Annotated in this window: 19 protein-coding genes and 1 tRNA gene; 4 read left to right on the top strand and 16 right to left on the bottom strand. The window is 62.6% G+C overall.

Annotated elements, in window-relative coordinates:
- Positions 1 to 41: 41 nt before the first annotated feature.
- From ML540_RS06515 to ML540_RS06470, 9 genes are all read right to left on the bottom strand, one after another.
- Positions 42 to 470, bottom strand: a complete 429-nt coding sequence (locus ML540_RS06515) for a putative zinc-binding protein (RefSeq protein ID WP_243359466.1) — start codon at positions 468 to 470, stop codon at positions 42 to 44.
- A gap of 22 nt (positions 471 to 492) precedes the next feature.
- Positions 493 to 726 (bottom strand): thioredoxin family protein, encoded by a 234-nt coding sequence (locus ML540_RS06510; protein ID WP_243359465.1) that lies wholly within the window; start codon positions 724 to 726, stop codon positions 493 to 495.
- 16 nt (positions 727 to 742) lie between these two features.
- Positions 743 to 1,867: a permease gene (locus ML540_RS06505; protein ID WP_243359464.1), complete on the bottom strand. Its 1,125-nt coding sequence runs from the start codon at positions 1,865 to 1,867 to the stop codon at positions 743 to 745.
- Between the two features lie 106 nt (positions 1,868 to 1,973).
- Positions 1,974 to 2,327 (bottom strand): ArsR/SmtB family transcription factor, encoded by a 354-nt coding sequence (locus ML540_RS06500; protein ID WP_243359463.1) that lies wholly within the window; start codon positions 2,325 to 2,327, stop codon positions 1,974 to 1,976.
- 385 nt (positions 2,328 to 2,712) lie between these two features.
- Positions 2,713 to 5,151 carry a lactate permease LctP family transporter gene (locus ML540_RS17930; RefSeq protein ID WP_341482627.1) on the bottom strand — a complete coding sequence of 813 codons (2,439 nt, stop codon included), beginning with the start codon at positions 5,149 to 5,151 and terminating at the stop codon, positions 2,713 to 2,715.
- An 846-nt stretch (positions 5,152 to 5,997) separates the two neighbouring features.
- Complete coding sequence (locus ML540_RS06485; RefSeq protein ID WP_243359462.1) at positions 5,998 to 6,708, bottom strand: DUF599 domain-containing protein; 711 nt, start codon at positions 6,706 to 6,708, stop codon at positions 5,998 to 6,000.
- Between the two features lie 101 nt (positions 6,709 to 6,809).
- Positions 6,810 to 7,718 (bottom strand): MBL fold metallo-hydrolase, encoded by a 909-nt coding sequence (locus tag ML540_RS06480; protein ID WP_243359461.1) that lies wholly within the window; start codon positions 7,716 to 7,718, stop codon positions 6,810 to 6,812.
- Between the two features lie 187 nt (positions 7,719 to 7,905).
- Positions 7,906 to 9,276: a glycerate kinase type-2 family protein gene (locus tag ML540_RS06475; protein ID WP_243359460.1), complete on the bottom strand. Its 1,371-nt coding sequence runs from the start codon at positions 9,274 to 9,276 to the stop codon at positions 7,906 to 7,908.
- A 91-nt stretch (positions 9,277 to 9,367) separates the two neighbouring features.
- Complete coding sequence (locus ML540_RS06470) at positions 9,368 to 11,011, bottom strand: L-lactate permease (RefSeq protein ID WP_243359458.1); 1,644 nt, start codon at positions 11,009 to 11,011, stop codon at positions 9,368 to 9,370.
- A gap of 269 nt (positions 11,012 to 11,280) precedes the next feature.
- On the opposite strand from ML540_RS06470, the gene ML540_RS06465 reads away from it, so the two are divergent.
- Both ML540_RS06465 and ML540_RS06460 read left to right on the top strand, forming a co-directional pair.
- Positions 11,281 to 12,453: a CdaR family transcriptional regulator gene (locus ML540_RS06465; RefSeq protein ID WP_243359456.1), complete on the top strand. Its 1,173-nt coding sequence runs from the start codon at positions 11,281 to 11,283 to the stop codon at positions 12,451 to 12,453.
- A 39-nt stretch (positions 12,454 to 12,492) separates the two neighbouring features.
- Positions 12,493 to 12,888: a hypothetical protein gene (locus ML540_RS06460; protein ID WP_243359453.1), complete on the top strand. Its 396-nt coding sequence runs from the start codon at positions 12,493 to 12,495 to the stop codon at positions 12,886 to 12,888.
- Between the two features lie 241 nt (positions 12,889 to 13,129).
- Here ML540_RS06460 and ML540_RS06455 read toward each other — a convergent pair whose 3' ends face one another.
- On the bottom strand, positions 13,130 to 13,810 hold the full coding sequence (locus ML540_RS06455; RefSeq protein WP_243359452.1) for a methyltransferase family protein: 681 nt from the start codon (positions 13,808 to 13,810) through the stop codon (positions 13,130 to 13,132).
- 339 nt (positions 13,811 to 14,149) lie between these two features.
- Between ML540_RS06455 and ML540_RS06450 the strand changes: the two genes are divergently transcribed.
- On the top strand, positions 14,150 to 16,477 hold the full coding sequence (locus tag ML540_RS06450) for an ATP-binding protein (RefSeq protein ID WP_243359450.1): 2,328 nt from the start codon (positions 14,150 to 14,152) through the stop codon (positions 16,475 to 16,477).
- A 72-nt stretch (positions 16,478 to 16,549) separates the two neighbouring features.
- Here ML540_RS06450 and ML540_RS06445 read toward each other — a convergent pair.
- The 5 genes from ML540_RS06445 to rimI form a co-directional block, all read right to left on the bottom strand.
- Positions 16,550 to 16,636, bottom strand: a tRNA-Leu gene (locus ML540_RS06445).
- Positions 16,637 to 16,644: 8 nt separating this feature from the next.
- Positions 16,645 to 16,995, bottom strand: a complete 351-nt coding sequence (gene secG, locus ML540_RS06440) for a preprotein translocase subunit SecG (RefSeq protein ID WP_243359449.1) — start codon at positions 16,993 to 16,995, stop codon at positions 16,645 to 16,647.
- Between the two features lie 48 nt (positions 16,996 to 17,043).
- The gene (tpiA, locus tag ML540_RS06435; RefSeq protein ID WP_243359447.1) at positions 17,044 to 17,799 is read right to left on the bottom strand and encodes a triose-phosphate isomerase; all 756 of its coding nucleotides are present in this window, start codon (positions 17,797 to 17,799) and stop codon (positions 17,044 to 17,046) included.
- Entirely contained in the window at positions 17,796 to 18,998 is a 1,203-nt protein-coding gene (locus ML540_RS06430) for a phosphoglycerate kinase (protein WP_243359446.1), read from the bottom strand. The genes tpiA and ML540_RS06430 overlap by 4 nt, the downstream gene beginning before the upstream one ends.
- A 152-nt stretch (positions 18,999 to 19,150) precedes the next feature.
- Positions 19,151 to 19,723: a ribosomal protein S18-alanine N-acetyltransferase gene (gene rimI, locus ML540_RS06425; RefSeq protein WP_243359444.1), complete on the bottom strand. Its 573-nt coding sequence runs from the start codon at positions 19,721 to 19,723 to the stop codon at positions 19,151 to 19,153.
- A gap of 41 nt (positions 19,724 to 19,764) precedes the next feature.
- Here rimI and ML540_RS06420 point away from each other — a divergent pair, with 41 nt between their 5' ends.
- Complete coding sequence (locus tag ML540_RS06420) at positions 19,765 to 20,289, top strand: NUDIX domain-containing protein (RefSeq protein WP_243359442.1); 525 nt, start codon at positions 19,765 to 19,767, stop codon at positions 20,287 to 20,289.
- A gap of 42 nt (positions 20,290 to 20,331) precedes the next feature.
- On the opposite strand, the gene ML540_RS06415 is transcribed toward ML540_RS06420, so the two are convergent.
- A complete protein-coding gene (locus ML540_RS06415; RefSeq protein WP_243359441.1) occupies positions 20,332 to 21,783 on the bottom strand; it encodes a sensor domain-containing diguanylate cyclase in 1,452 nt (483 codons plus the stop codon).
- Between the last annotated feature and the right edge of the window lie 91 nt (positions 21,784 to 21,874).

Genomic DNA, 21,874 nt, shown 5'->3' with positions numbered 1-21,874 from the left:
AGAACACTCCTTGAGTGTTGCTCGTATCACGAGGGACGTGCTCAGCAACTTTTCCCGGATCCGCAGCAGGAGGGACGCGAGGTCTCATTATTCAACGATGCTGCAGCTTTGCCGGCCACTTTCACCTTAGCCAAGTCCTCGTCGTTCACGGCGAGTTGGCGGTCCTTGTTTTTCTCGATTCCAAGGTCGGTGACGACGATGTAGCTCTTCAGGGGGATTTCTTCCCGCTCCAGGATGGCCTTTGCGCAGCCGACCGGGCACCCATCGAGGACAACCACTCTCGGGGTGCCCTGGGCCGATTTGACAAACCCTTTCAAACCGCCTCCGATCCCAGCCAGGCAGAACATCTTGCCGAATCCCTCGCGGGTGAGTTCCACGGCCGCCTGGTTGGTCAACTGCCCGACGTTGGAACCGCCCGAGCAGGCCAGGATCATGACCTCGTCACCTTTTGCGCAACAGGAACCAGACATATGCTTTTCTCCTTGATAGGGCCTAGCGGTTGATCCAGGCGGCTATCTCCGCCTTGGTGGGCACCTTGCCCACGCACTTCACTTCCCCGTTCACGGCGACCGCCGGGGTGGCGAAGACCCCCATCTGGGCGATCTGCTGGAAATCTGAGACCTTGACCACGGATGCGTCCACTCCGGTTTCGGCCACGACCTCGCGCACGATCTTTTCCGCCTCATGGCATTTCGGGCATCCGGGCCCCAACACCTTGATCTCCATGGAATCCTCCCGAGAGCTACAGGATGAGGTTGAACAGATAGCCGACCAGCAAGATGCCCAGGCCGACAACGCCGACGAAGGTGAGGAGCAGGCGCGGCTTGAGCACCTTCCTCAGAATGATCATCTCCGGCAGGGAGAGGGCGATGACGCTCATCATGAAAGCCAGCACCGTGCCGAGGGCCGCACCCTTTTCCAGGAGCGCGTGCACCACCGGGATGATCCCGGCCGCGTTGGAATACATGGGGATGCCGATACCCACGGCAGCCAACACCGACCACCAGGCATCCCGTCCCATGATCGAAGCCATGAACCCCTCGGGGACGTAGCCGTGGATGCCCGCGCCCACGGCGATGCCAGCCAGCACCCAGGGCCAGGTCTTTCCCACGATGTCCTTGACCGCCGTCACGCCTGCCTGGATCCTGCCAGCCCAGGACAGCTCCTGATCCGGTAGATCCTGCCCGGCATGGATGAGGCGCACCCACTCTTCAAGGTGCCCTTCCATCTTGAGCCTTCCGATGACCCAGCCGCTGACCATGGCCACCAGCAGGCCCGTCGCCAGATACAGCCCCGCCACCTTCCAGCCCATCAGGCCATACAGCAGCACGAGGGCCACCTCGTTCACCATGGGCGCGCTGACGAGGAAGGAAAAGGTGACTCCCAGCGGCACGCCGGCGGTGACGAAGCCCACGAAAAGCGGCACTGCGGAGCAGGAGCAGAACGGAGTTACGATGCCGAGCAAGGCGGCCAGGACGTTGCCGACGACTTCCCGGCGCCCGGCCAGACATTTTCGGGCTCGGGCGGCGGTGAAGAACGACCGGATGATCCCGACGCCAAAGACGACCAAAGTGAGCAGCAGCAGGACCTTGGGGCCATCGTAGAGGAAGAACGCCAGGGCGTCCGCGAATCTGCCGCCGTGGTCGAGTCCCAGCACGTCGTAGGTGATGGCCTGGGCCGTCGGCTCCAGGACGCTGTAAAGGCCGAACCAAAGGAGAAGGGCTGGAGCACCCAGAAGGGTGTATCGTTTCAGAGCCGCCCTCTCCGCCTGCGCAACGGCCGCTCCTGTTGCGGCAGAAATCCCGTCGCAGGAGCAGGTGGATTGCGCCTGATCCTCGAAAATCGTCAATTGGGTAAATTCTTTCATAATCATGCCCGCCTGGGTTTTGCCATGTCGTTGCTTCGGTCCCCGATCAATCCCAGGAACTTGTTCCTGATTGAGCCCAGCGACTCCCCGATGTGAAAGGAATCGATCATCTGCCGGGCTTCGTGGAACACAGGTTCTCCCGGCGAATGCCGTCCAGGCCGCCCAACAGTGCGGCGACGTCCGGATCGTCCTCCAGCCACGTCTTCAGGTGCTCAAGGAGTTTCCTGGCGTAGTCCGTTTCTCCTTCGGCCAGCGAGTAGTTGACCCACTGGCCGGCCTTGGCGCTCTCGACCAGCCCCGCATCCTCCAATGTCTTGAGGTGGTTGGAGACCGTTGGTTGCGCTATGCCCAAGGCGGCCTGAAGCTCGCAGACGCACATTGGCCGCCTTTGCAGCATTTTGATGATTTTCACCCGGTTGGGGTCTGACAGGGCTTTCATGAGGCGGATGAACGTCTTCATGCTTGAATCTCCATATTTGCATCTAGCTATACGTTAACCGGGAAGGCTGTCAAGGCTGGGGGAAGCGCCGCAGGAAGATTTTAGGGGAGTACAAAAGCCCGCCGATGCCTGGACCGAGGGAGAAAAATCCAACGACTCTACCGCATGCCTCAAAATTGGCACCGCTTCCGGCGCCTTTATCGATCACCCAAGCGATCTCATGAGCAGCGTGATGCTGTGAGCCACCGCTGAATCAACTCAAAACGGCCCCCCGCGATTTGGCGAAAGGCCGTAAATCAGAACTGCGATCCGAGGCGTGTGCCCCTCATGCCCCCCTCCAGGGAGACCGCGCGGGATGGCTCCCCACGGGAAACACGAAAGACACACGCCCGGAGAACAACTACCGTCAATGAGGCAGAATGAGCAGGCTCCCAATATATACGAAGATCCCCAGAATCGTCACGTAGCACACACAGTACTTCAAAGTCTGATTCAATATCTTCCCTTCAGACCCGACAAGTCCTGTCGCGGCGGTGGCGACGGCTATGCTTTGCGGCGATATCATCTTTCCGCCGGTGGCGCCTGCCGTATTTGCCGCTGCCAACCAATAGGGATCCACCCCAGTCTGCGAAGCAACTTCAACCTGGAGCTTTCCGAACAACACGTTCGCTGAAGTGTCGCTGCCGGTCACAAACGTTCCAAGTGCTCCGATAAGGGGAGAAATCATCGAAAAGTAATGCCCTGTCGCCTTCACAAGCACGACTGCAATAGCGGAAATCATCCCGCTATACGCCATCACCTTCGACATTGAAACGATACACAAAACAGTGAAGGCAGACTTGGAGAGTTTATTCAGGGTGTAGAAGAACACCTTGACGATATCGCCAATCTTGGCACCCTGAATCAATCCGCCAACAACCGTCGCAATGATGATCAGTGTTCCCGGGGTTGCGATCCACTTGAACACAAACGGAGCAGCCCCTTTTCCTTGATAGATCACAACGGACGTCTTGATGTGGGACAGGAGGTTGTAAACCGGCTCGACCACGGGACTGCTGGCCACGATGAAGACCAGCACAAGTATGTACGGCAGCCAGGCCAAAACCCCCTCCTTGAAGGTGATGACCTCTTTAGCAGCCCCATCTGCCTGCTCTTCCTTGTAGAACACCTTCGCGATGAGTATCGTCACCGCCATGCTGCATACGCTTCCGGCCAGAGCAGGAAGCTCCGCACCCAGATACTTGGCGGTCAGAAGCTCGGGGATGGCGAAAGCCGCGCCGGAAGCCAACGATATCCCCACCACCCCCTTCAACCCTTTCAGGCTCCTGGTGGTAAGAACAACCAGCAACATTGGGATCACCACGATAAACAACGTCAGCTGGAGAGCTATCTGACAGCTCAAAATATTCACATCGAGGTTTGTAATCTGGGCGAGCGTCAACACCGGGATTCCGATCGCTCCAAAAGCGGTTGGAACCGTGTTGGCGGCCAAGCAAATCAACGCCGCAAAAATCGGCTCGCAGCCGAGGGCGGCCAATATACTTGCCGGAATCGCCACAGCGGTGCCATACCCCGCTACCGCCTCAAGAAATCCTCCGAACCCCCAGGCCAGAATCAAAACCTGGATTCTGCGATCGGTGGTGATATTGGACAACATGCTCTTTATGGTGTCCATGCTCTTTGTCTGCAGCGCCATGTTGTATGTGAATATGGCTGCGACAATTACGATCACAATTGGCCAAAGACCCAAGGCAACTCCTTCCAGTGTCGCCGTAAACGCAGACACCAGAGGCATCTTAAACACCAACAAGGCAAGAACGACCGTCACGGCCAAGGACAAACATGTTGTCACGTGGGCCGGCATCTTGAGCACACCCAAGGAAACCATCAACCAAACAATAGGTATGAGAGCTACGCAAAAAAGAAAATACGTCCTCGAGATGTGATCTCGATATTCACCACACCCCAGCCAGAGGGTGTCGTCAATCTTCACAACGTATGAAGACTTTTCGTGGTCGTCCCACTTGTAATCGTACCAGCCGCCGCCCTTCTTGACGATCCCGATCATGTCCCTGATGATCTCTTTGCCGTCGGGATCCTTCATATCGATGAGGTTCTTGCCGACCAGCGCGGGATGGGTCGCCAAAGCCCTGTTGACGCCGTCGAAGTCGTAGGCGAATATATACAGTCCACGCTCGACAAACGCCCCATGGGGGTTGTTGAACTCGGCGAGGGCCTTATCCTTGCCCTTCTCCTGGATGTATGCCAGCGCCTTCTCCACCATCGCCACTGCTTCGTTCTTGAATTCGCCACAGCCCAACCAGAGGGTGTCGTCCACCTTGACAACGTAGGACGACTTTTCATGGCCGTCCCACTTGTAATCGTACCAACCACCGCCCTTCCTGACGATGCCGATCATGTCCTTGATTATTTCTTTGCCGTCAGCGTCCTTCATATCAATAAGGTTCTTGCCAACCAACACAGGGTTGGTCGCCAATGCCTTGTTGACGCCGTAGAAGTCGTACGCAAACACGTACAAGCCATGCTTGACGAACTCTCCGTCTGGGTTATTGAATTCAGCCAACGCCTTTGCCTTGCCATTTGCCTTGATATACGCCTGCGCACTCTCCACCATGGCGATCACTTGGCGATCAGACTCACTCGCCCCGATCGTTTCCGTCGACGCGGAAGCAACGGGAACCTTAACAATCGACAATGCGAGAGCAATCATCACAACGGCTGCCAAGGAATTCATCCTGCAAACTGGCTTCTGCAACTCCCTCAAAGAGCGGAACATCCCAACCACAAGCTCGAGAGCCATAAACACGGAAAAACGCACGTTCACAACTTGTCCCTTCTTCATTTTGTCTGAATGGTACTTCGCCTACGCAAAGTGTGAAATACGCCTTGGTCGGCATTCGGAATCGGCGGCAGGAATCAACCGGAAAAGCATGACGCTTTGGTTGAATCGCCCGTTACGTACAAACAACAAGCCCATGGGCAATCGCAATCTTGTCTCGTACCGGCTCTCGCGCCCCTGCCGGGGGGGGCACCGCGCGCGGCACCCTGGGCAGCAAAACGCCTCGCCGCAAGCGCCCAGGCAACGCCGAGCCGGAAGGCCGGCGGATAGCAACCGGTGTGCCAGCCGATGAGCGTCGAACAAACCACTTTGATTCCGAACAAATAGACACGAGAGCGACGCAGAGTCTCGCTTTGCGCGGGAGAATGGGTACGAAAAACAAGACAACGCGGGGAGAACGGGGGACGCGCCCGGGGACGAAAATGCTTATTTTTGTAAAATTATCACTGTAGTGGCGGCCATGAAACGGATCACAAGAGTCCTGAAAAACAGACGTCTGGATTGGCCTGAACGGATCCGCGGGCCATCAGGAACCTGAGAAAGGCGGCCTCCGACAAAGGAGGAAGCCTCGTGAAAGGCACGACTTCCAGTTGTGAACAGACGGCAGGCACCTTGCGCACGTCCGGCCACGATCCAGTGGACATATGGGGGCTCTACAACGAAGCGCCCCACTTCAACCGGGGTAGATACCCCTGCCCTCCGCGGGGAACGACCGGGACAGCCTGAACCACAGGCCCACCCTCGAGAATTGGGCGGCCTGGCAAACACGGTAGGCATTGACGCGCAAGGCGAATCCGAAAAACGCGAGCAGACTGTGAAACTCTGTTCGCGCTATCGCAGTTTGCAGCTTTTCTGCTCGTAGGTGATGATATAATCGCTGTGCATTTTCGGAGCCCTGTCCAGGATGAAGACGACGATGATCATCATGAGCGTCCCGCCAAACAGGAGTAGTGGCCCAAACATCCAGAACATGAGCGGGACCATGAAATAAAAAGCGCGCATGCCGATGTGAAAGTGATTCGCAGCCCGGTTCAACTGCATGGCCACGAACGTCAGGGACGAGCTGTAATTTCCGTCCGCGCATGGCACGTTGATCATGAACCCCACATGATTGTAGAGTCTGATCGAGGACGAAAAGCTGAAGAAAGCGATGAACAGGTTTACCAGCAGCACAAGGAGCTTCAGGGCCATGGTGCTCTGCTGGGTGGAACCGAACACGTTCAGCGTATGCCACGTATTTCCCAGGCTTTCCGCCTGCCCCGTAAGAGAGAGCACGCCCATGGAGAGCAGAATTGCCGTTGACGCCAGAAACGTGGCCGCCATGGTGGAATTGCGCAGCGTCTGCACAGCCAGGATGTCGTTCTTCTCCTCCATGATGTTCACCACCCACGCCCGGCGTGCCAAATTGGTGGCTCCCTGTATTGTGAAGATGGGATTGGACTTCAGCTTCCACCAGATAAACACGTTATACAAGGTGAACATGGCTACAGACGCCAACAAACACATCAAATCGAGCGCATGCGGCGACAATATATCCAGCATGACCCCTTTCTCCTGTCTGTGAAAACGATTCCGATAGAATTACGTTCGAATCCAGCCGGGCACCCTCCTGCCGGTCGAGTGCCCCATCGGCGCATCCGGTCTCAGCGCACCAGCGAGAACCCTTGCCCCTCCGCCCGGATTCGGTAGGCTTCGGGGCCCGGGACATGAACGCCGGACACGCGCCACCCCTCCGCGGCAGCCTTGGACAGCAACACCTTCCTGGACGACACGGCGGCGGCCGGATCCCAGTCGAAGGCGATGGCGATGTCCGGCTTGGCCAGTTGCAGATCAAGCCCGTGCAGCAGGTCCCCCCAGAGGAGCAGGTTCTCCCCCTTGGAGCTCACCAGCACGGCCGAGTGCCCGGGGGTGTGCCCGTAGGCGGCGATGGTCCGGATGCCCGGGAACAGTTCCCCCCCTGGCTCGAAGAGCGCCACTTTCCCGGGATAGAGGGCCAGCATCTCCCGGGTGGTGGCAAAGGTGCCGCGCGTCCTTTCGGGAGCCTTGGCCTCGTTTTCGGGGTTCGTCCAGAAGTCGTGCTCGACCTTGGAGATGTGGATCACGGCGCCTGGGAAGGCCGCCCTGCCGCCAAGGCCCAGTCCGCCGATGTGGTCGCGGTGGACATGGGTCAGGATCACGTCGGTGACGTCCTGCGGGGTGAACCCGGCCGCTGCCAGCGCCTTGGGCAGCCCCCCTGCGTCCGACCCCAGGAGGCTTCCCCCGCCGGTGTCCACCAGCACGAGCCTGCCCCCGGACTTGAGGAGAAAGGTGTTGAGCGAGTTGCGTGTCTTCCCGCCGGGATAGATATCCTTGACGGCCGCGACCTGTCCGGAATCGATGGCCAGAAAGAGGCTGGCGTCCAGATCGCGGTATCCGTCCGAAAGAATGAAGACCGCCACGTCCCCCACCATGGTGCTGCCCATGAGTTCCTCCTTGGCTGCGGCGTGAGCCGGGTTCGTACAGAGGAGACAGAGCACCGCGCACAAGCCGCAGACACGCTTCATGCCGTTCATGGCATCCTCCCTGGCGGATGTATTGAGTGTTTTCCTTAAAGCAGCCTCCCGAAAAGAACAATGGACTTGCGTCCGCCGCTGCCCTCCTCACGCACGAAAGGGCCGGAAGGAGACTCCCGGCCCTTTGATTTCGAGCCTTCGAGGCCGCATCCTCGCGCCGGACGCTGCCTCGGCGCGCACCGCTCCCTTACGGGGTGACGATGACCATGTGCAGGTCGCACACGTTGGTCATGGTGGGCCCGGTCTTGAGCAAATAGCCGATGCGGTCGAAGAAGTGGTAGGAGTCGTTGTTCTTGAGGGAACCGTTGATGGAGAGCCCCGCCTGGCGGGAGAGCTCCACGAGCTCGGCCGAGGCGTAGGCCCCGGCGGCGTCGGTGGGGCCGTCGGTGCCGTCGGTGGAGGCTGACAGGAAGGAGACGTTGGCGCCCTTGAGCTCGTCGCGCGAGAGCTCCGCCAGGAAGGCCAGGGCCATTTCCTGGTTGCGCCCGCCCTTGCCCTCGCCCTTGATCGTGACCACGGTCTCTCCTCCCGCGATGATGCAGGCGGGTTTCTTCACCAGAAGCTCGGTCTTGCGCACGTCCTTGGCGATGCCCCACAGGAATTTGGCTGCCTCGCGCGACTCGCCCGTGAGCGCGCAGGTGAGCGCCGCAGTGTTGTACCCGAGGCTGCGGGCGGTGTCGCAGGCCGCCGTGAGCGCCGCCTGGTTGGACCCGATGAGGATGTTGGTGGCAAGCTCCGTGGCCGGGTCGCCCTTTTTGGGGGTCTCCTCGATCTTCCCCTGGACGCCAAGCGAAAGGGTGCGCATCACGCCGGGAGGGGCTTTGTCGTAGAGCTGGTATTTCTCGATGATGGCCATGGCCTCTTCGAAGGTGGATTCGTCGTGGCTGGTGAGGCCCGAGGCGATGGTGTCCAGGCGGTCGCCCACCACGTCGGAGAGGATGAAGTTGAGGCTGCGCGCGGGCTGCATGAGCTTGAGCAGCCTTCCGCCCTTCACTCCGGAGATGTGCTTGCGGATGCAGTTGATCTCGCCGATGTCCGCCCCGCAGGCCAGCAGGGCCTTGGTCATGTTCTGCTTGTCTTCCAGGGTCAGGCGGATGGCGCCGTCGGGATGGTCCAGCACCAGGGGGCACGGCAGCAGGGCCGAGCCGCCGCCGGACACAAGGTTCAGCACCAGGGTCTTCTCGTCGGCCTCGCGCGCGATGTCCGCGATGCGCAGGGCCGCGCCCGCGCCCTGCTCGTCCGGCGTGGGGTGGGCGGACTCCACCACCTCGATGTGCCTGAGGGGTTCGGCGTGGCCGTACTTGACCGAGATGAGCCCCTTAGTGATGCGGTCGCCCAGGATGTCCTCCAGGGCCTTGCCCATCCTGGCCGACGCCTTGCCCGCGCCCAGCACCAGCACCCGGGAATAGTCGTCCAGGTTCACCTCGTGGCGCTCGTTCTCGAAGGACACGACCAGCCGCGGGCCCTCCAGGCGCACGTGGTTGACGATCATCTTGTAGGGGTCGACCCGGTCCAGGGCCGCCGTGAACATCTGGGTCAGGTGTTCGAATTCGCGCATGGGCACCTCTCTCTTCATGTCCGCGAGGACCGGGCTTTCACCCGATCCCCGCGCACGGTTCGTCAGTTCGCCAAGCGGTCCCTCGCGGAGGCTAGGGCAGCATCCACTTGAGCACGTAGGCTTGCGCGATGGTCAGTACGCACAGCACCATGACCATGGCAAGCGAGTGGAACAGGTTGAAGCGGAAGATGTCGCCCTCGTGGCCCACCAGGCCGGTGGCCGCCGTGGCCACGGAGATGGACTGGGGCGAGATCATCTTGCCGGTGACGCCGCCGGTGGAGTTGGCGGCCACGCACAGCTCGGGGCTGACGCCGATCTGCTGGGCGGTGGTCTTCTGCAGGTTGCCGAACAGGGCGTTGGAGGAGGTGTCCGAACCGGTGAGGAACACGCCCAGCCAGCCGAGTATCGGCGCGAAGAACGGGAAGAAGGCACCCGTGTTGGCGAAGGCCAGGCCCATGGTGGCCGACAGGCCGGAGTAGTTGTAGACGTAGGCGATGGCCAGGATCATGGCGATGGTGATGATGGGAAAGACCATCTTCTTGATGGTGCCGCCCAGGCAGGCGATGGCCTTGCCGTATCCGTAGTTGGGCATGAAGGACACCGAGATGAGTCCGCCGATGAGTACGGCCGTGCCCGCTGCCTGACCGAAGTTGAAGTTGTAGATGGCCGGGTACAAGGCCTTGGCGGCCGGGATGCCCTCAGGGACGATGGGAGGCATCTTGGTCACCAAGTTGTGCAGGCCGGGCCACTGGAAGGTGAAGCCGATGGGCGCGAGCAGGGCCTTGATGTCCTGCAGGCCCCAGAGGAGCACCATCACGGCCAGCACGATGTAGGGGCCCCAGGCGCGCAGCACCTGCCCGGCGGTGTAGTCGCACCTGTTCTGGCCGGTGGGCGCGGGCTCGTCGGGGAAATGCCACACGGCCTTGGGCTTCCAGACCTTCAGAAGGGCCAGCAGGGCCAGGATGGTCACGATGGCGGACATGATGTCCGGCAGGTAGGGGCCGTGGAAGTTGGAGAAGAGGAACTGGGCTGCCGCAAAGGCGATGCCCGCGGTCAGGATGGCGGGCATGATCTCCATGGAGCGCTTGAAGCCGCACATGGTCACGGACAGCCACAGGGGCACGATGATGGACAGAAGCGGCAGCTGACGCCCGGCGATCTTGGAAAGGGTCATAAGGTCAAGGCCGGTGACGTTGGCGGCCGTGACCAGGGGAATGCCGATGGAACCGAAGGCCACAGGCGCGGTGTTGGCGATGAGGCAGATGGCCGCCGCGTAGGTGGGGTTGAACCCGAGGCCCACCAGCATGGCTGCGGTGATGGCCACGGGGGTGCCGAAGCCCGCCGTGCCTTCGATGAACGCGCCGAAGGCGAAGGCGATGAACAGCGCCTGGAGCCTTCGGTCATCGGTTATCGAGGCCAGTGAGTTCTTGATGATCTCGAATTCGCCGGATTCCACGGTCATGAAGTAGACCCACACGCCGCAGATCACGATCCAGACGATGGGGAAGATGCCGAAGAGGGCGCCGTAGGCGAAGGAGTTGAGCGCCAGGGACACGGGCATTTTCCATACGAAGATGGAGAGCAGAAGCGCCGTGGTTACGGCGCAGAACGCCGCCACGTGCCCCTTGGCCCGTTTCACGGCCAGAAGGTAGAAAAGAATGTAGAGCGGGATGCCCGCCACCGCTGCCGACAGCCAGATGTTGCCCAGGGGATCGTAAATCTGCTTCCAATCCATACCGTCCTCCTTGAGTATTCACCCCGGACTCCCGGGGGTCGTTTCAAGACGCGGCGTCCGGCGGAACACGCCCGGCGGCCGGGACCGCGCAGAGGCGCGGACCATCCGGGCGTTTGGAGCAGCGGCACAAATGAAAAGCGCTTCCAGCCCGGGAATATTTCTCATTGTGGAGAACTTTGCTTTGAATTAAGAGGAGTTTCAATTGACATCTTGACGGAAAATCAACATCCGGCGTGCGCGATTTTGTGCGCATGCACAAAGAGTCCGCCATGATCATTCCCGACACGCTGGCGCAGCACATTGTGGATTCCGCCCAGGGAATCATCCGCTGCAACGTCAACATCATGGACCGCGAAGGCGTCATCATCGGCACCGCCCAGCCCGAGCGCTACCGCACCTTCCACAAGGGAGCGCGGGACGTCATCGAATCCGGGCTCGCGGTCGAGATCCGTCCCGCGGACGTGGACCGCTACCCCGGCGCGCTGCAGGGGGTGAACCTGCCCATCGCCCTGGAAGGCCAGGTCATCGGGGTCATCGGCGTCACCGGCGACCCCGAAACCGTGCGCGGCCCGGCGCGGCTCATCAAGATGATCACCGAGCTCATCCTGGAACGGGAGCTCACCCACCAGGAGATGCAGAGCAGGCAGCGCCTGGCCGAGCAGTTCGTGGAGATGCTGGTGGGCGGCGGCGAGCAGTACCGCCGGCGCATCACCCGGGCGGCCAAGTCCCTTAACGTGGACATCGACGTGCCCAGGCTGGCCGCCGTTGCCGACGTCTCGGCCCTGCTGAGGGGCTTCTCCTCGGAGTACGGCGCGTCGGAACTGGTCCTTGAGCGCTCCTCCGAGGCCATCTTGGAGGGGCTGGCCTCCTGCGGCGGCACGGGCCCCGAGGATGTGGCCGTGATCCTGGACGGAAGGCTGGTGATCCTCAAAGCCATGGAGGAGAAGAACTGCGCCTCGGGCGTGAGCGCCTGGGGGGAACGGCTCATGGGCGCCTTCGAGGCCTGGGGCGTGGGCAAGGTGGCCTGCGGGGCGGGAGCCGTGGCCTTGAGCCTGGACGAGTACCCCCTCTCCTACCGCCAGGCACGCTACTGCCTGCGGGCGCTGGAGGGCCGGGGGGCGTTTCGCAGCATCCACGACAGCGCCCTGTGCGCCGGGTACATGCTGGAACAGGTGTCGGCAGGCCCGGCGGCCATGGCCCTGCGTCCCCTGGCGAAATCCCTCAAGGCGGCCCTGGAGAAAAAGCCCGAGCTGCGAGAGACGCTCTCGGCCCTCACCGCCAACAATTTCGAGAGCGAACAGGCCGCGTTCGCCCTGGGCATCCACCGCAACACTCTGGCCTACCGCATGGCCCGGCTGCGGGACATGACCGGGCTCGACCCGGCCAAACGCCTGGACGACGCCGTGCTGCTCAAGGCACTGCTGGCAGGGTCCGGGCGCTGACGCGTAAGCCGGGCCACCCGGCAAAGCGAGATTGCGACCATGCCATGGAACGCATTGAACAGGCGCACCCGCCTGGAACTGACGGCTCTGGCCATCCTCGTGGCCGGGCTGGGCCTGGCCGTACTCATCGACCGGACGGCCGGGGAGCAATCGGCTCCAGTGCTCGGGTACGAGTCGCTGGGAGGCGGGGTCCCCCAGCCGGTCAATCCCGAGGATTCCAGGCAATACCTGCGCAACCTGGAACAGTACAACGGCAAGACCGGGGTGATGCTCTACGAACTGCGGACCTGGTTCGCCGGGCTCTGGCAAGGCAGAACCCTGGCGCGGACGGTGTTCTGCCTGGCTGTGGCCGCCGCGGCCGCCGCGCTGTACGTGTCGCGCCGAACGCCGCCTCGTTCCGGTCCAGGACGGGACGAAGACGACCGGAGGGACTGAAACGGGCCCGTGAACATGTTCTCCGTCCTGAAAAACGACGCGAAGCGAACGTCCGCGACGCTCACAACGGCAATATGACGCATCCTCCTACCGCCAGGGCCAACACGCACACCACTGCCGCCCGAAGGGCCCTCCCCAGCTCGCCCGTGTTCCATTGTCGGTGTTGCATTCGATGCCGCTCCTTATTGCTTGGGGAAAGTTCCCCCGTGGCCTCCGCATAAATCTCCTGGAACGCCGTTAGTCACCAAACGCCGGGTATCAGGCGGAAGCGAACCCGCCCTGCGTATTGCGCGTAGCCGGCCAGCCCTTCGGACAACAGCCGCTCCTCCAGGACGGCCCGCACGGCCAGCAACGGGAGGAATACCGCAATCACCCCCGCCAGTCCCGCCCAGGATCCCAACAGAAGCGGCGATCCCGCAAGCGAAAGCAGCTCACCGGCATACAGGGGGTGGCGCACGACGGCGTAAGGCCCGGTGTCGATCACCTTCTGGCGACGCTCGGACTGCACCTTCACCAGCGGAATCGCGAAGGTGTTCACGCGGAAGGCGAAGCCGACCGTCACGTTTCCAGCCAGGATGAACAACGCTCCGGCGAAGCGGAGCCAGAACGGAACGTGGGACCAGCCGAAGCGGGCAGCGTCCACGGCCATGAAAACCAGCCAGGCATGATACAACGGCAGGAAGACGGCCATGAAGACCTTGTCGAAGGGAGCCTGTTCCCGCCGAAACGGCGAACCGAGCCGTTGCCCAAGCAGATCGGGATCAACCCTGGCCAGCCACAGCCCGCCTCCCAGTCCGCACGCCCCGTTCAGAGCCAGATAGACCCAGCCGGCCGGCCACCAGAGGCTTCCAGCAGCCCAAAACAGCAGCAGGGAGGTGAACAGAAGCCACAAAAGGGTTTGCGCCACGAGCTTGACGATCATTGGTTCCTCCGGAGCTCCAATCGTATACTTACCGGAAAGGCCAAGCACAACCGGTTGGATGTCCAAGGGACAAAAGAGACAAATCGGGCGCGCTCTCGCCCGGCGCGCGTGCTTTCCGGATGGTTGCGGCTTGGTCCGGCTGTTCCCGGACGCATGGACAGTGTGGGGCGGCCCAGCCGGACAGGCCGCGTGGAGCGGCCTCGCCAGGGGCGCACCCCGCTTGACAGAATTTCGCAATTGATAAAATTGAAAATAGGAGTTGATGACAGGTTCGGGCTTGGCGCATGCTCAATTGCGCTGCGTATTGAGCTTTCAACCACGTAATCAGTAAAGGTCGGCATGGACGAGCACATACAACCCTTCGGGAATACTCTTTTCGGAGTGGACAAATCGCGGCCCCCCGTGCCCCGTCCGGAAGGAGAAAGCCCGGGCGCCGGTTCGCCCTGGCTCAGCCCCGGCATCGTCCCGCAGGAAGACAGGCTCCTTGATTTGTTGCGCCGCACCCGCAGGGCTGTCCGGGCCTTCGGAGCCTGCTCCGGCCTGATAGTCAGGTCCTCGGTGGAATCCGACCTCCTGGGCGAGGTCTGCCGCCTGATGGTCGAGGAGGTGGGTTACCGCATGGCCTGGATAGGCGTTGCCCTCGACGACCAGGACAAAACGGTCAGGCCCATCGCCCAGTACGGCTTTGAGGCCGGATACCTGGAGAAGGCCCGGATCACCTGGGCGGACAGCGAAAGAGGCAGGGGGCCGACGGGCGTGGCGGCGCGCACCGCAGAGCCCATCGCCTGCCGGGACATGTTGCAGGACCCCCGCCTTGCGCCCTGGCGAGAGGAAGCCGCCGCACGGGGGTTTGCCTCGTCCATTGCCCTCCCCTTGAGAGCCGCCGGAAACTCTTTGGGAGTGCTCACCCTCTACGCCAGCGAACCGGACGCCTTCGAGGGCGACGAATTCGACCTGCTGGTGGAACTGTCAAACACCCTGGCCCTTGGAATCGATTCCCTGAGGGCGCGCGCCGAGAAGATAATGGCCGAGGACGCCCTGATAGAAAACGAGACGAGGCTGCGGGCCTTGTACGAGTCCATGGATGAAGGCCTCAGCGTTTACGAGCTGGTTTACGACGATACGGGCCGGCCGGTCGACTACAGGATTCTGGAGGTCAACCCCAAGTACGAAGCCATGATCGGCATCAAACGCGAAGAAGCGGCGGGTTCCCTGGGCTCGTCGTTATACGACTCCAACACTCCGCCCTTTCTCGATATTTTCGCGCACGTGGCGACCACCGGCAGGCCGGCATCCTTCGAAACCTTCCTCCCGCGCGTAAACCGGCATTTCAGCATCTCGGCCTTTTGTCCTCGTGAGGGGCAATTCGCAGTGTTGTTGAAGGACATCAGCGAGAGCAAGAAGGTCGAAGAGGAATTGCGATGCCTGAACGAAACCCTTGAGCAAAGGGTTCGCGAACAGACCCGGGAACTGCGGCAATCCAAGGAGGCCGCCGAGGCCGCCAACCAGGCCAAAAGCCAATTCCTGGCCAACATGAGCCATGAGTTGCGCACCCCTCTCAACGGCATTATCGGCTTTTCACAGCTTCTCGAGAAGGCCCTCGTCAAGGAGAAGAACAGGGAGTACGTCAGGCTGATCGTCCAGTCCGGCAAGTCGCTCCTCTCCCTGATCAACGACATCCTCGACCTGTCCAAGATCGAGGCGGGGAAGGTCGAACTTGAAAACCAGCCCTTCAACCTACGCGAACTCGTGGATTCAACCATAAGGTCGTTCACGTTGGAGGCGGATCAGAAGGGGCTCGCACTCGATTGCTCGGTTGATGACGACGTGCCTGACGGGCTGGTCGGCGACAGGGGCCACTTGCGACAGATACTGACGAACCTGATCGGCAACGCAATCAAATTCACGCACTCCGGCAGCGTGGCCGTAGCCGTCTCCCTGGAATGCGAGGCCGCGCCTTCCTCCGCCCGCCTCCTCTTCAGGGTTGCCGACACCGGCATCGGCATCCCCGCCGACAAGCACGAGACTGTTTTCGAGGCCTTCGCGCAAGTCGGCAATCACGCCCAGGCGGGGTCTTGCGGCACGGGCTTGGGGCTGTCCATTTCCAAAAACCTGGTCGAATTGATGGGCGGACGCATCTGGGCCGACAGCACGGTCGACGCGGGAAGCACCTTCTCCTTCACCGCCGGGTTCGGCCTAGCCGGACAGCCCGGTGGATGCGGGCATGACTTGGAAGAGATCCGGGCAGCAGGGCGAGACACGCCGAGCCTCAAGCTCCTGCTGGCCGAGGACAACATCATCAACCGGGTCTTTGCAGTCTCCATCCTGGAGAGGAAGGGCCATCGAGTCGTGGCGGTCGAGAACGGGGAAGAAGCATTGGCTGCATTGGCGAACGAATCCTTTGACGCGGTGTTCATGGATGTCCGTATGCCGGACATGGACGGAGAAGAGGCGACACGACGCATCCGCAGCGGGGAAGCGCCTGCCCTCGCCCCCCAAGTCCCCATCATCGCCCTGACGGCCTATGCCCTCAAAGGCGACCGGGAACGGTTCCTGTCGTCAGGCATGGACGACTACCTGTCCAAGCCCATAGACATGGAGGAGCTGGACCGGGTTCTGGCACACCTCATGGCAAGACGGGAAACGAAAGGACGGATCGCGCGCTGAGCCCCCCTTCCTGGCAATGGGCTTTCAAAACGCAGAGAGGCCGGACATCGCTGTCCGGCCTCTTCATATGTGTGGTGCCGAAGGGGGGACTCGAACCCCCATGGGCTTTCGCCCGCCACCCCCTCAAGATGGTGTGTCTACCAGTTCCACCACTTCGGCAGTATCGACTATTGCTTGCTTCCGTCCTGGGGCTTCTGCTCTTCGAACAGGTTCGGCCCAGGCTTCTTGTTCTCGGCCGGAGCGGCCTTCTGTTCGATGGTCGCACCTTCCATCACGGAGGAAGAAGGTTTGCGGGCCGCGCCGGTGTAGTAGTTGTAGGCCAGGGAGGTGATCAGGAACAGCGCCCCGAATCCGGCCGTCAACTTCACCAGCAGTCCGCCCGCGCCGGCGCTGCCGAACACCGAACCGCTGCCGCCGCCGAAGATCACACCCATGCCTTCCTTGCCGGCCTGCAGGAGAACCAGCACGACCAGAAGTACGCAGGCGATGATGTGAACGGTTGCGATGAAAGTGTCCAACGTTGTCTCCGATGCTTTCTTCCGATGCTCTCTCGGGGCGCTTTGGCCTTATGCCGTGACAATCTTCGAGAAGCTGTCCGCGCTCAAGGAGGAGCCACCTACCAACACTCCGTCGACATTGTCAAGCGACAAAATCTCGGAAGCGTTTTCAGGCTTCACGGAACCGCCGTACTGGATGCGCATCTCGAAGGCCTTCTGGCCGAATTTCTCCTGCAATATGGAGCGCACCAGGGCGTGCGCGTCCAGGACCTCCCTGGGGCCCGCGGTAAGCCCGGTGCCGATGGCCCACACGGGCTCGTAGGCCACGGTCAGGCGCTCCGGGACCACGTCGGCGGGAACACCGGCCAGGCCCTCCAGCATCTGGCGGCGCACCACCTCGGCAAGTTTTCCTTCCTTGCGTTCGTCGATGGTTTCGCCCACGCACAAGATCATGGACAGGCCGCGTTCCAGGCCGAAGGCCACCTTCTTGCCCACGAACTCGTCGGATTCGCCCATGATGTGGCGGCGCTCCGAGTGCCCGGCCAGAGCGTAGGAGCAGCCCATGTCCACAAGCATGTCCGGGGCGATCTCGCCGGTATAGGCCCCCTGCATGGAGGGGAAGAAGTTCTGCCCTCCCAGGGCGAACCCGGGGACCTTCTTGATGGCCTTGCGCACGGAGCGAAGCGCCGTGAAGGGCGGGATGATCAGCACCTCGCGATCTTCCGGGGCGGCCCCCTTGAGGGCCTTCACCAGGGCCTCGGCCGTGTCCTTGGCCTCGCTGTGCAGCTTGTACATCTTCCAGTTGGCGGCCATGAGCTTTTTCATTTGCCGTACTCCCTCAGGGCTTTGAAGGCGGGCAGTTCCTTGCCTTCCATGAATTCCAGGGACGCGCCGCCGCCGGTGGAGATGAAGGTCATCTTGTCCTCCAGTCCGGAGAGTCCCACCGCGGCGATGGTGTCGCCGCCGCCGATGACCGTCACGGCGTCCAGCCCGGCCAGTATCCGGGCCACGCCCATGGTGCCCTCGGCGAAGGCAGGGTTCTCGAAGGCGCCCATGGGGCCGTTCCAGACCACGGTCTTGGCCGGGGCCAGCACGCCCGCGAAAAATTCCACGGTGGCCGGCCCCACGTCCATGGCCGAGGCATCCGCAGGCACGGACTTGGCGTCCACCACGCCGGCCGCCGTCATCTCGCCCAGGGGCTTCCCGGCGTCGCGGCTTATGACGAAATCCACCGGCAGGGCGATGCGCACGCCCTTCTCGGCGGCCTCGGCCAGGATGGCGCGGGCCTCATCCAGAAGGTCGTCCTCCACTAGGGAGGCGCCCATCCCCAGGCCCTGGGCCTTGAGGAAGGTATTGGCCATGGCCCCGCCGATGATCAGGCTGTCCACCTTGGAGAGCAGGTGCCTGAGCACCCCGAGCTTGGAGGACACCTTGGCCCCGCCGGTGGCGGCCACGTAGGGGCGCACCGGGCTTTCCAGGGCCTTGCCCAGGAATTCCCATTCCTTCTTGAGCAAAAGTCCGCCGCAGCAGGCCGCCATCACGGCGGGCACGCCCGACACCGAGGCGTGGGGGCGATGGGCCGTGCCAAACGCGTCGTTGACGTAGACTTCGCCAAGCCGGGCCAGCTCGGCGGCGAAGGCCGGGTCGCCCTTGGTCTCGCCCTCGTGGAAGCGCAGGTTCTCAAGCAGGAGCACCTCACCGGACTTAAGCGCCTGGGCCATCTTCAGGACCTCGGGGCCGACGCAGTCCGGGGCGAAGGCCACTGGGCGGCCCAGAAGCTCCGAGAGCCTCTTGGCGGCCGGGGCCAGGGAGAACTTGGGATCCGGCGCGCCCTTGGCCTTGCCCAGGTGCGAGCACAGAACCAGCGACGCGCCCTTGGACAGGGCCAGTTCCAGAGTGGGGAGGCTCGCCTTGATGCGCGTGTCGTCGGTGATGGCCCCGTCCTTCATGGGGACGTTATAGTCCACCCTGACGAAGAGGCGCTTGCCATCGATATCCATCTCGTCCAAGAAACGCATGGGCATAGGGGACGCTCCTTAATCCTTGCGGATGATGCCGAAGGGACGTTCGTGTGAATACGGGATCGGGCGCGACGATACACGCCCTTGCCCTCGCGGGCTACAGCGAAGAATCCGCGCGACGACAGAGCCGTCCGGCGCGGGAAGCAAGGCGGGGTTTAGTCCGGCTGGGCCTGGGACACGTCGAGGTCCAGGCGCATGATGATGGCGTCTTCCCGGTTGTCGGGGTAATAGCGCCTGCGCACGCCGACCTCCTCGAAGCCGAAGCTCCTGTAGAGGCTCTGGGCCGGGATGTTGGACCGCCGCACTTCCAAATACCCGCGTTTTATGCCCATTTCGCGGCAAAGATGCAAGACGTGGGAGAGCATGCGCTGGGCGTGGCCCCGGCGGCGGTGGTCGGGATGGGTGGCGATGTTGAGGATTTCCATTTCCCAGGCCGCGGCGTAGAGAGTCAGGTAGCCCACCAGCCCGGCCCCTTCGCGGATGCCGAAAAGATGGAAGGGCTCATTGCCCAGCACGGTCTCGTACTGCTTGGCGGACCAGGGGACGGAAAAGCAGAGCTTCTCCAGGGCCACCAGGGCCGGGATGTCGGCCTTGCCCAGTTCCGCCGGCATGCCCGGAACAAACGCAACCGCCTGTTTCAGCGCGGCCCAGCCTGAAGAACGCGGCATATCCTGCTCCATGTCGTCGCCCCCCTGGGGGGCGTCGGAATTTTCCGGCAGGCTGGTCATAGCAAATATTTATCCATAGTAATTATTTCAGGACATTGGACGTGAACCAGGAAAAAAACACCCCACCGAGCGAATCCGAACCGGTGGAAGTCGTGGACGCCTCGGGCCGCACCCTGGCGGTCATGCCCGCCTCGGAAGCCCACCGCCAATCGCTGCCCCACCGGGCGGCGCTGGTACTTTTTTTCGACCGCCAGGGCAAGCTGCTGCTGGGCAGGCGGTTCAAGACATCCCAGGTCTTCCCCGGGCGCTGGGACCTCACGGCCCGGGGCCACGTCCATCCCCAGGAAGCGGCACTGGACGCGGCGTCCCGCCTGGCCGGCGCCGAATTCCCCGGCCTGGGAGGGCAGCTCACCCGCCACTGCGACATCGCGCCAAGCGAACACACCGGCTTCGAGGCCGTGGCCGTATTCCGCTACCCGGCCCATGGGGAACGCGGCCACTCCGGCCGGGAGATGCTGGCCGTGAGCGAGGAAGAACTCGCGGCCCTGATCCTGGATTTCCGAGAACTGATCTCGCCCACGGTGGTGCACGCCTACGAGACGGGCGTCCTGTTCGGCAAGCCCTGAGCCGGGCTGCCGGTTCGTTCGCGGCTCAACCGGCGGGCGGGCTCAGACGTCCGCCACCACCCGGTCGCGGCCGGCGTTCTTGGCCCTGTAGAGGGCCTCGTCCGCCGCCCGGAACATCTTCTCGAAATCCGGGTTGCGCTCTCCCAGGCTGGAAAGCCCCACGCTCACCGAAAGGCTCACCTCCCCCCCCGGAACGCGAAAGCCCACCTCCCGCACCGTGGCGCACAACCGCCGGGCCGCCTCCGCGCCTTCGTGCCCCCCCGTCTCCACCAGCAGCACGGCGAACTCCTCGCCGCCAAGCCTTGCGCAGACGTCGGCGTTCCTGCACGCCCCCCGCAGCACCTGGGCCACGTGCCGGAGCACCAGATCGCCCGCCCCATGCCCGAAGCGGTCGTTGATGGACTTGAAGTGGTCGATGTCGATCACCAGAAGGCTCAGCTCGTGGGAGAAGCGCCTGGCCCGCTCCACTTCCTGGGCTGCCCGGCCCAGGAAGCTGCGCCGGTTGGCGAGCCCCGTGAGCTCGTCCGTGGTGGCCTGAAATTCCAGCTCCCTCCGGGTGGCGTCGTAGAGGGCCATGGCCCGGTTGAGCTTCCAGACGATGGCGAAGACGCCCAGGGTGACCACGCAGAGTATCCCGAAGCGCATGGGCAGGCTTGCGGCCCAGGGCTTCAGCACGTCCTCCATGCCCGAGGTGACGGCCACCACCACCGGGTAGCCCGCGAGCCTCTGGAAGCTGACCAGGCGTTCCGTCCAGTCCGTCCGCACTCCCTGGCTCACGAACAGGCCGCGCTCGAATCTGCCCATATGCAGGATGTACCCGGGCGTATCAGCCAAGGAGCGCCCCAGGAGTTCCTCCTTGAAGGGCACCCGGCTCAGCACCACCCCGTCCGTGCGCATGAGCAGGATGGAGCCGCCGGGCTTGCGGCGCTGCGCCTCGTGCAGGAACATGAAATGCGCGAGATCGACCGCCCCGAACACAACCGAGACGCCCCCTCCGGCCATTTCCACCGGCATCGATATGGGCAGACCCCATTTGCCGGTAACCCTGCTCTTCACGGGCCCGGCTATGTACAGGCCGCGCGTGCGCGGGTCCTGCTGGGCCAGGAAGTAGTCCCGGTCCGAGGCGCTGGCCTTACGTTCCTGGCTGCCGGGGGGAACGTAGCAAATGTCCCCGGATTTGGTGACCAGCCGGATGTCGATCTCCCCCCGGGACACTCGCCGGAAGCTTTCCACCAGATCGATGAACTCGGGCGAGTTCGCGGGGTCCTCGTCCGGATGGGCGGCCATCCAGTGCCGCGCCGAGACCAGGGCCAGTTCCACCAGCCTGAAGAGTCCGTTCACGTTCTCGGCCACGGCCGCGTCCAGCTGGACGAGCTCGTCCTCTTCGTCGGCCAGAATGGCCGCCCGCTCGGTCACGGTCCAGTACGCCACCACCCCCCAGAGAAAGGCCACCAGGACGATGGGGGTCAGGACTATGGCGATGCGGGTTCTCATGCTCCTCCGTGGGCGCGGATTTCGGCCCTACTGGGGAGGATAACGGAAAAATCGATGCAGGGGCAAGCTTGGCGGAGGAAATCCTTCCGGA

Origin of the sequence: Fundidesulfovibrio terrae, from assembly GCF_022808915.1 — a bacterium.
Taxonomy (GTDB): Bacteria; Desulfobacterota; Desulfovibrionia; order Desulfovibrionales; family Desulfovibrionaceae; genus Fundidesulfovibrio; species Fundidesulfovibrio terrae.
Note: the sequence above shows the minus strand (reverse complement) of the source record. Positions and strands in the feature narration are given on the sequence as shown.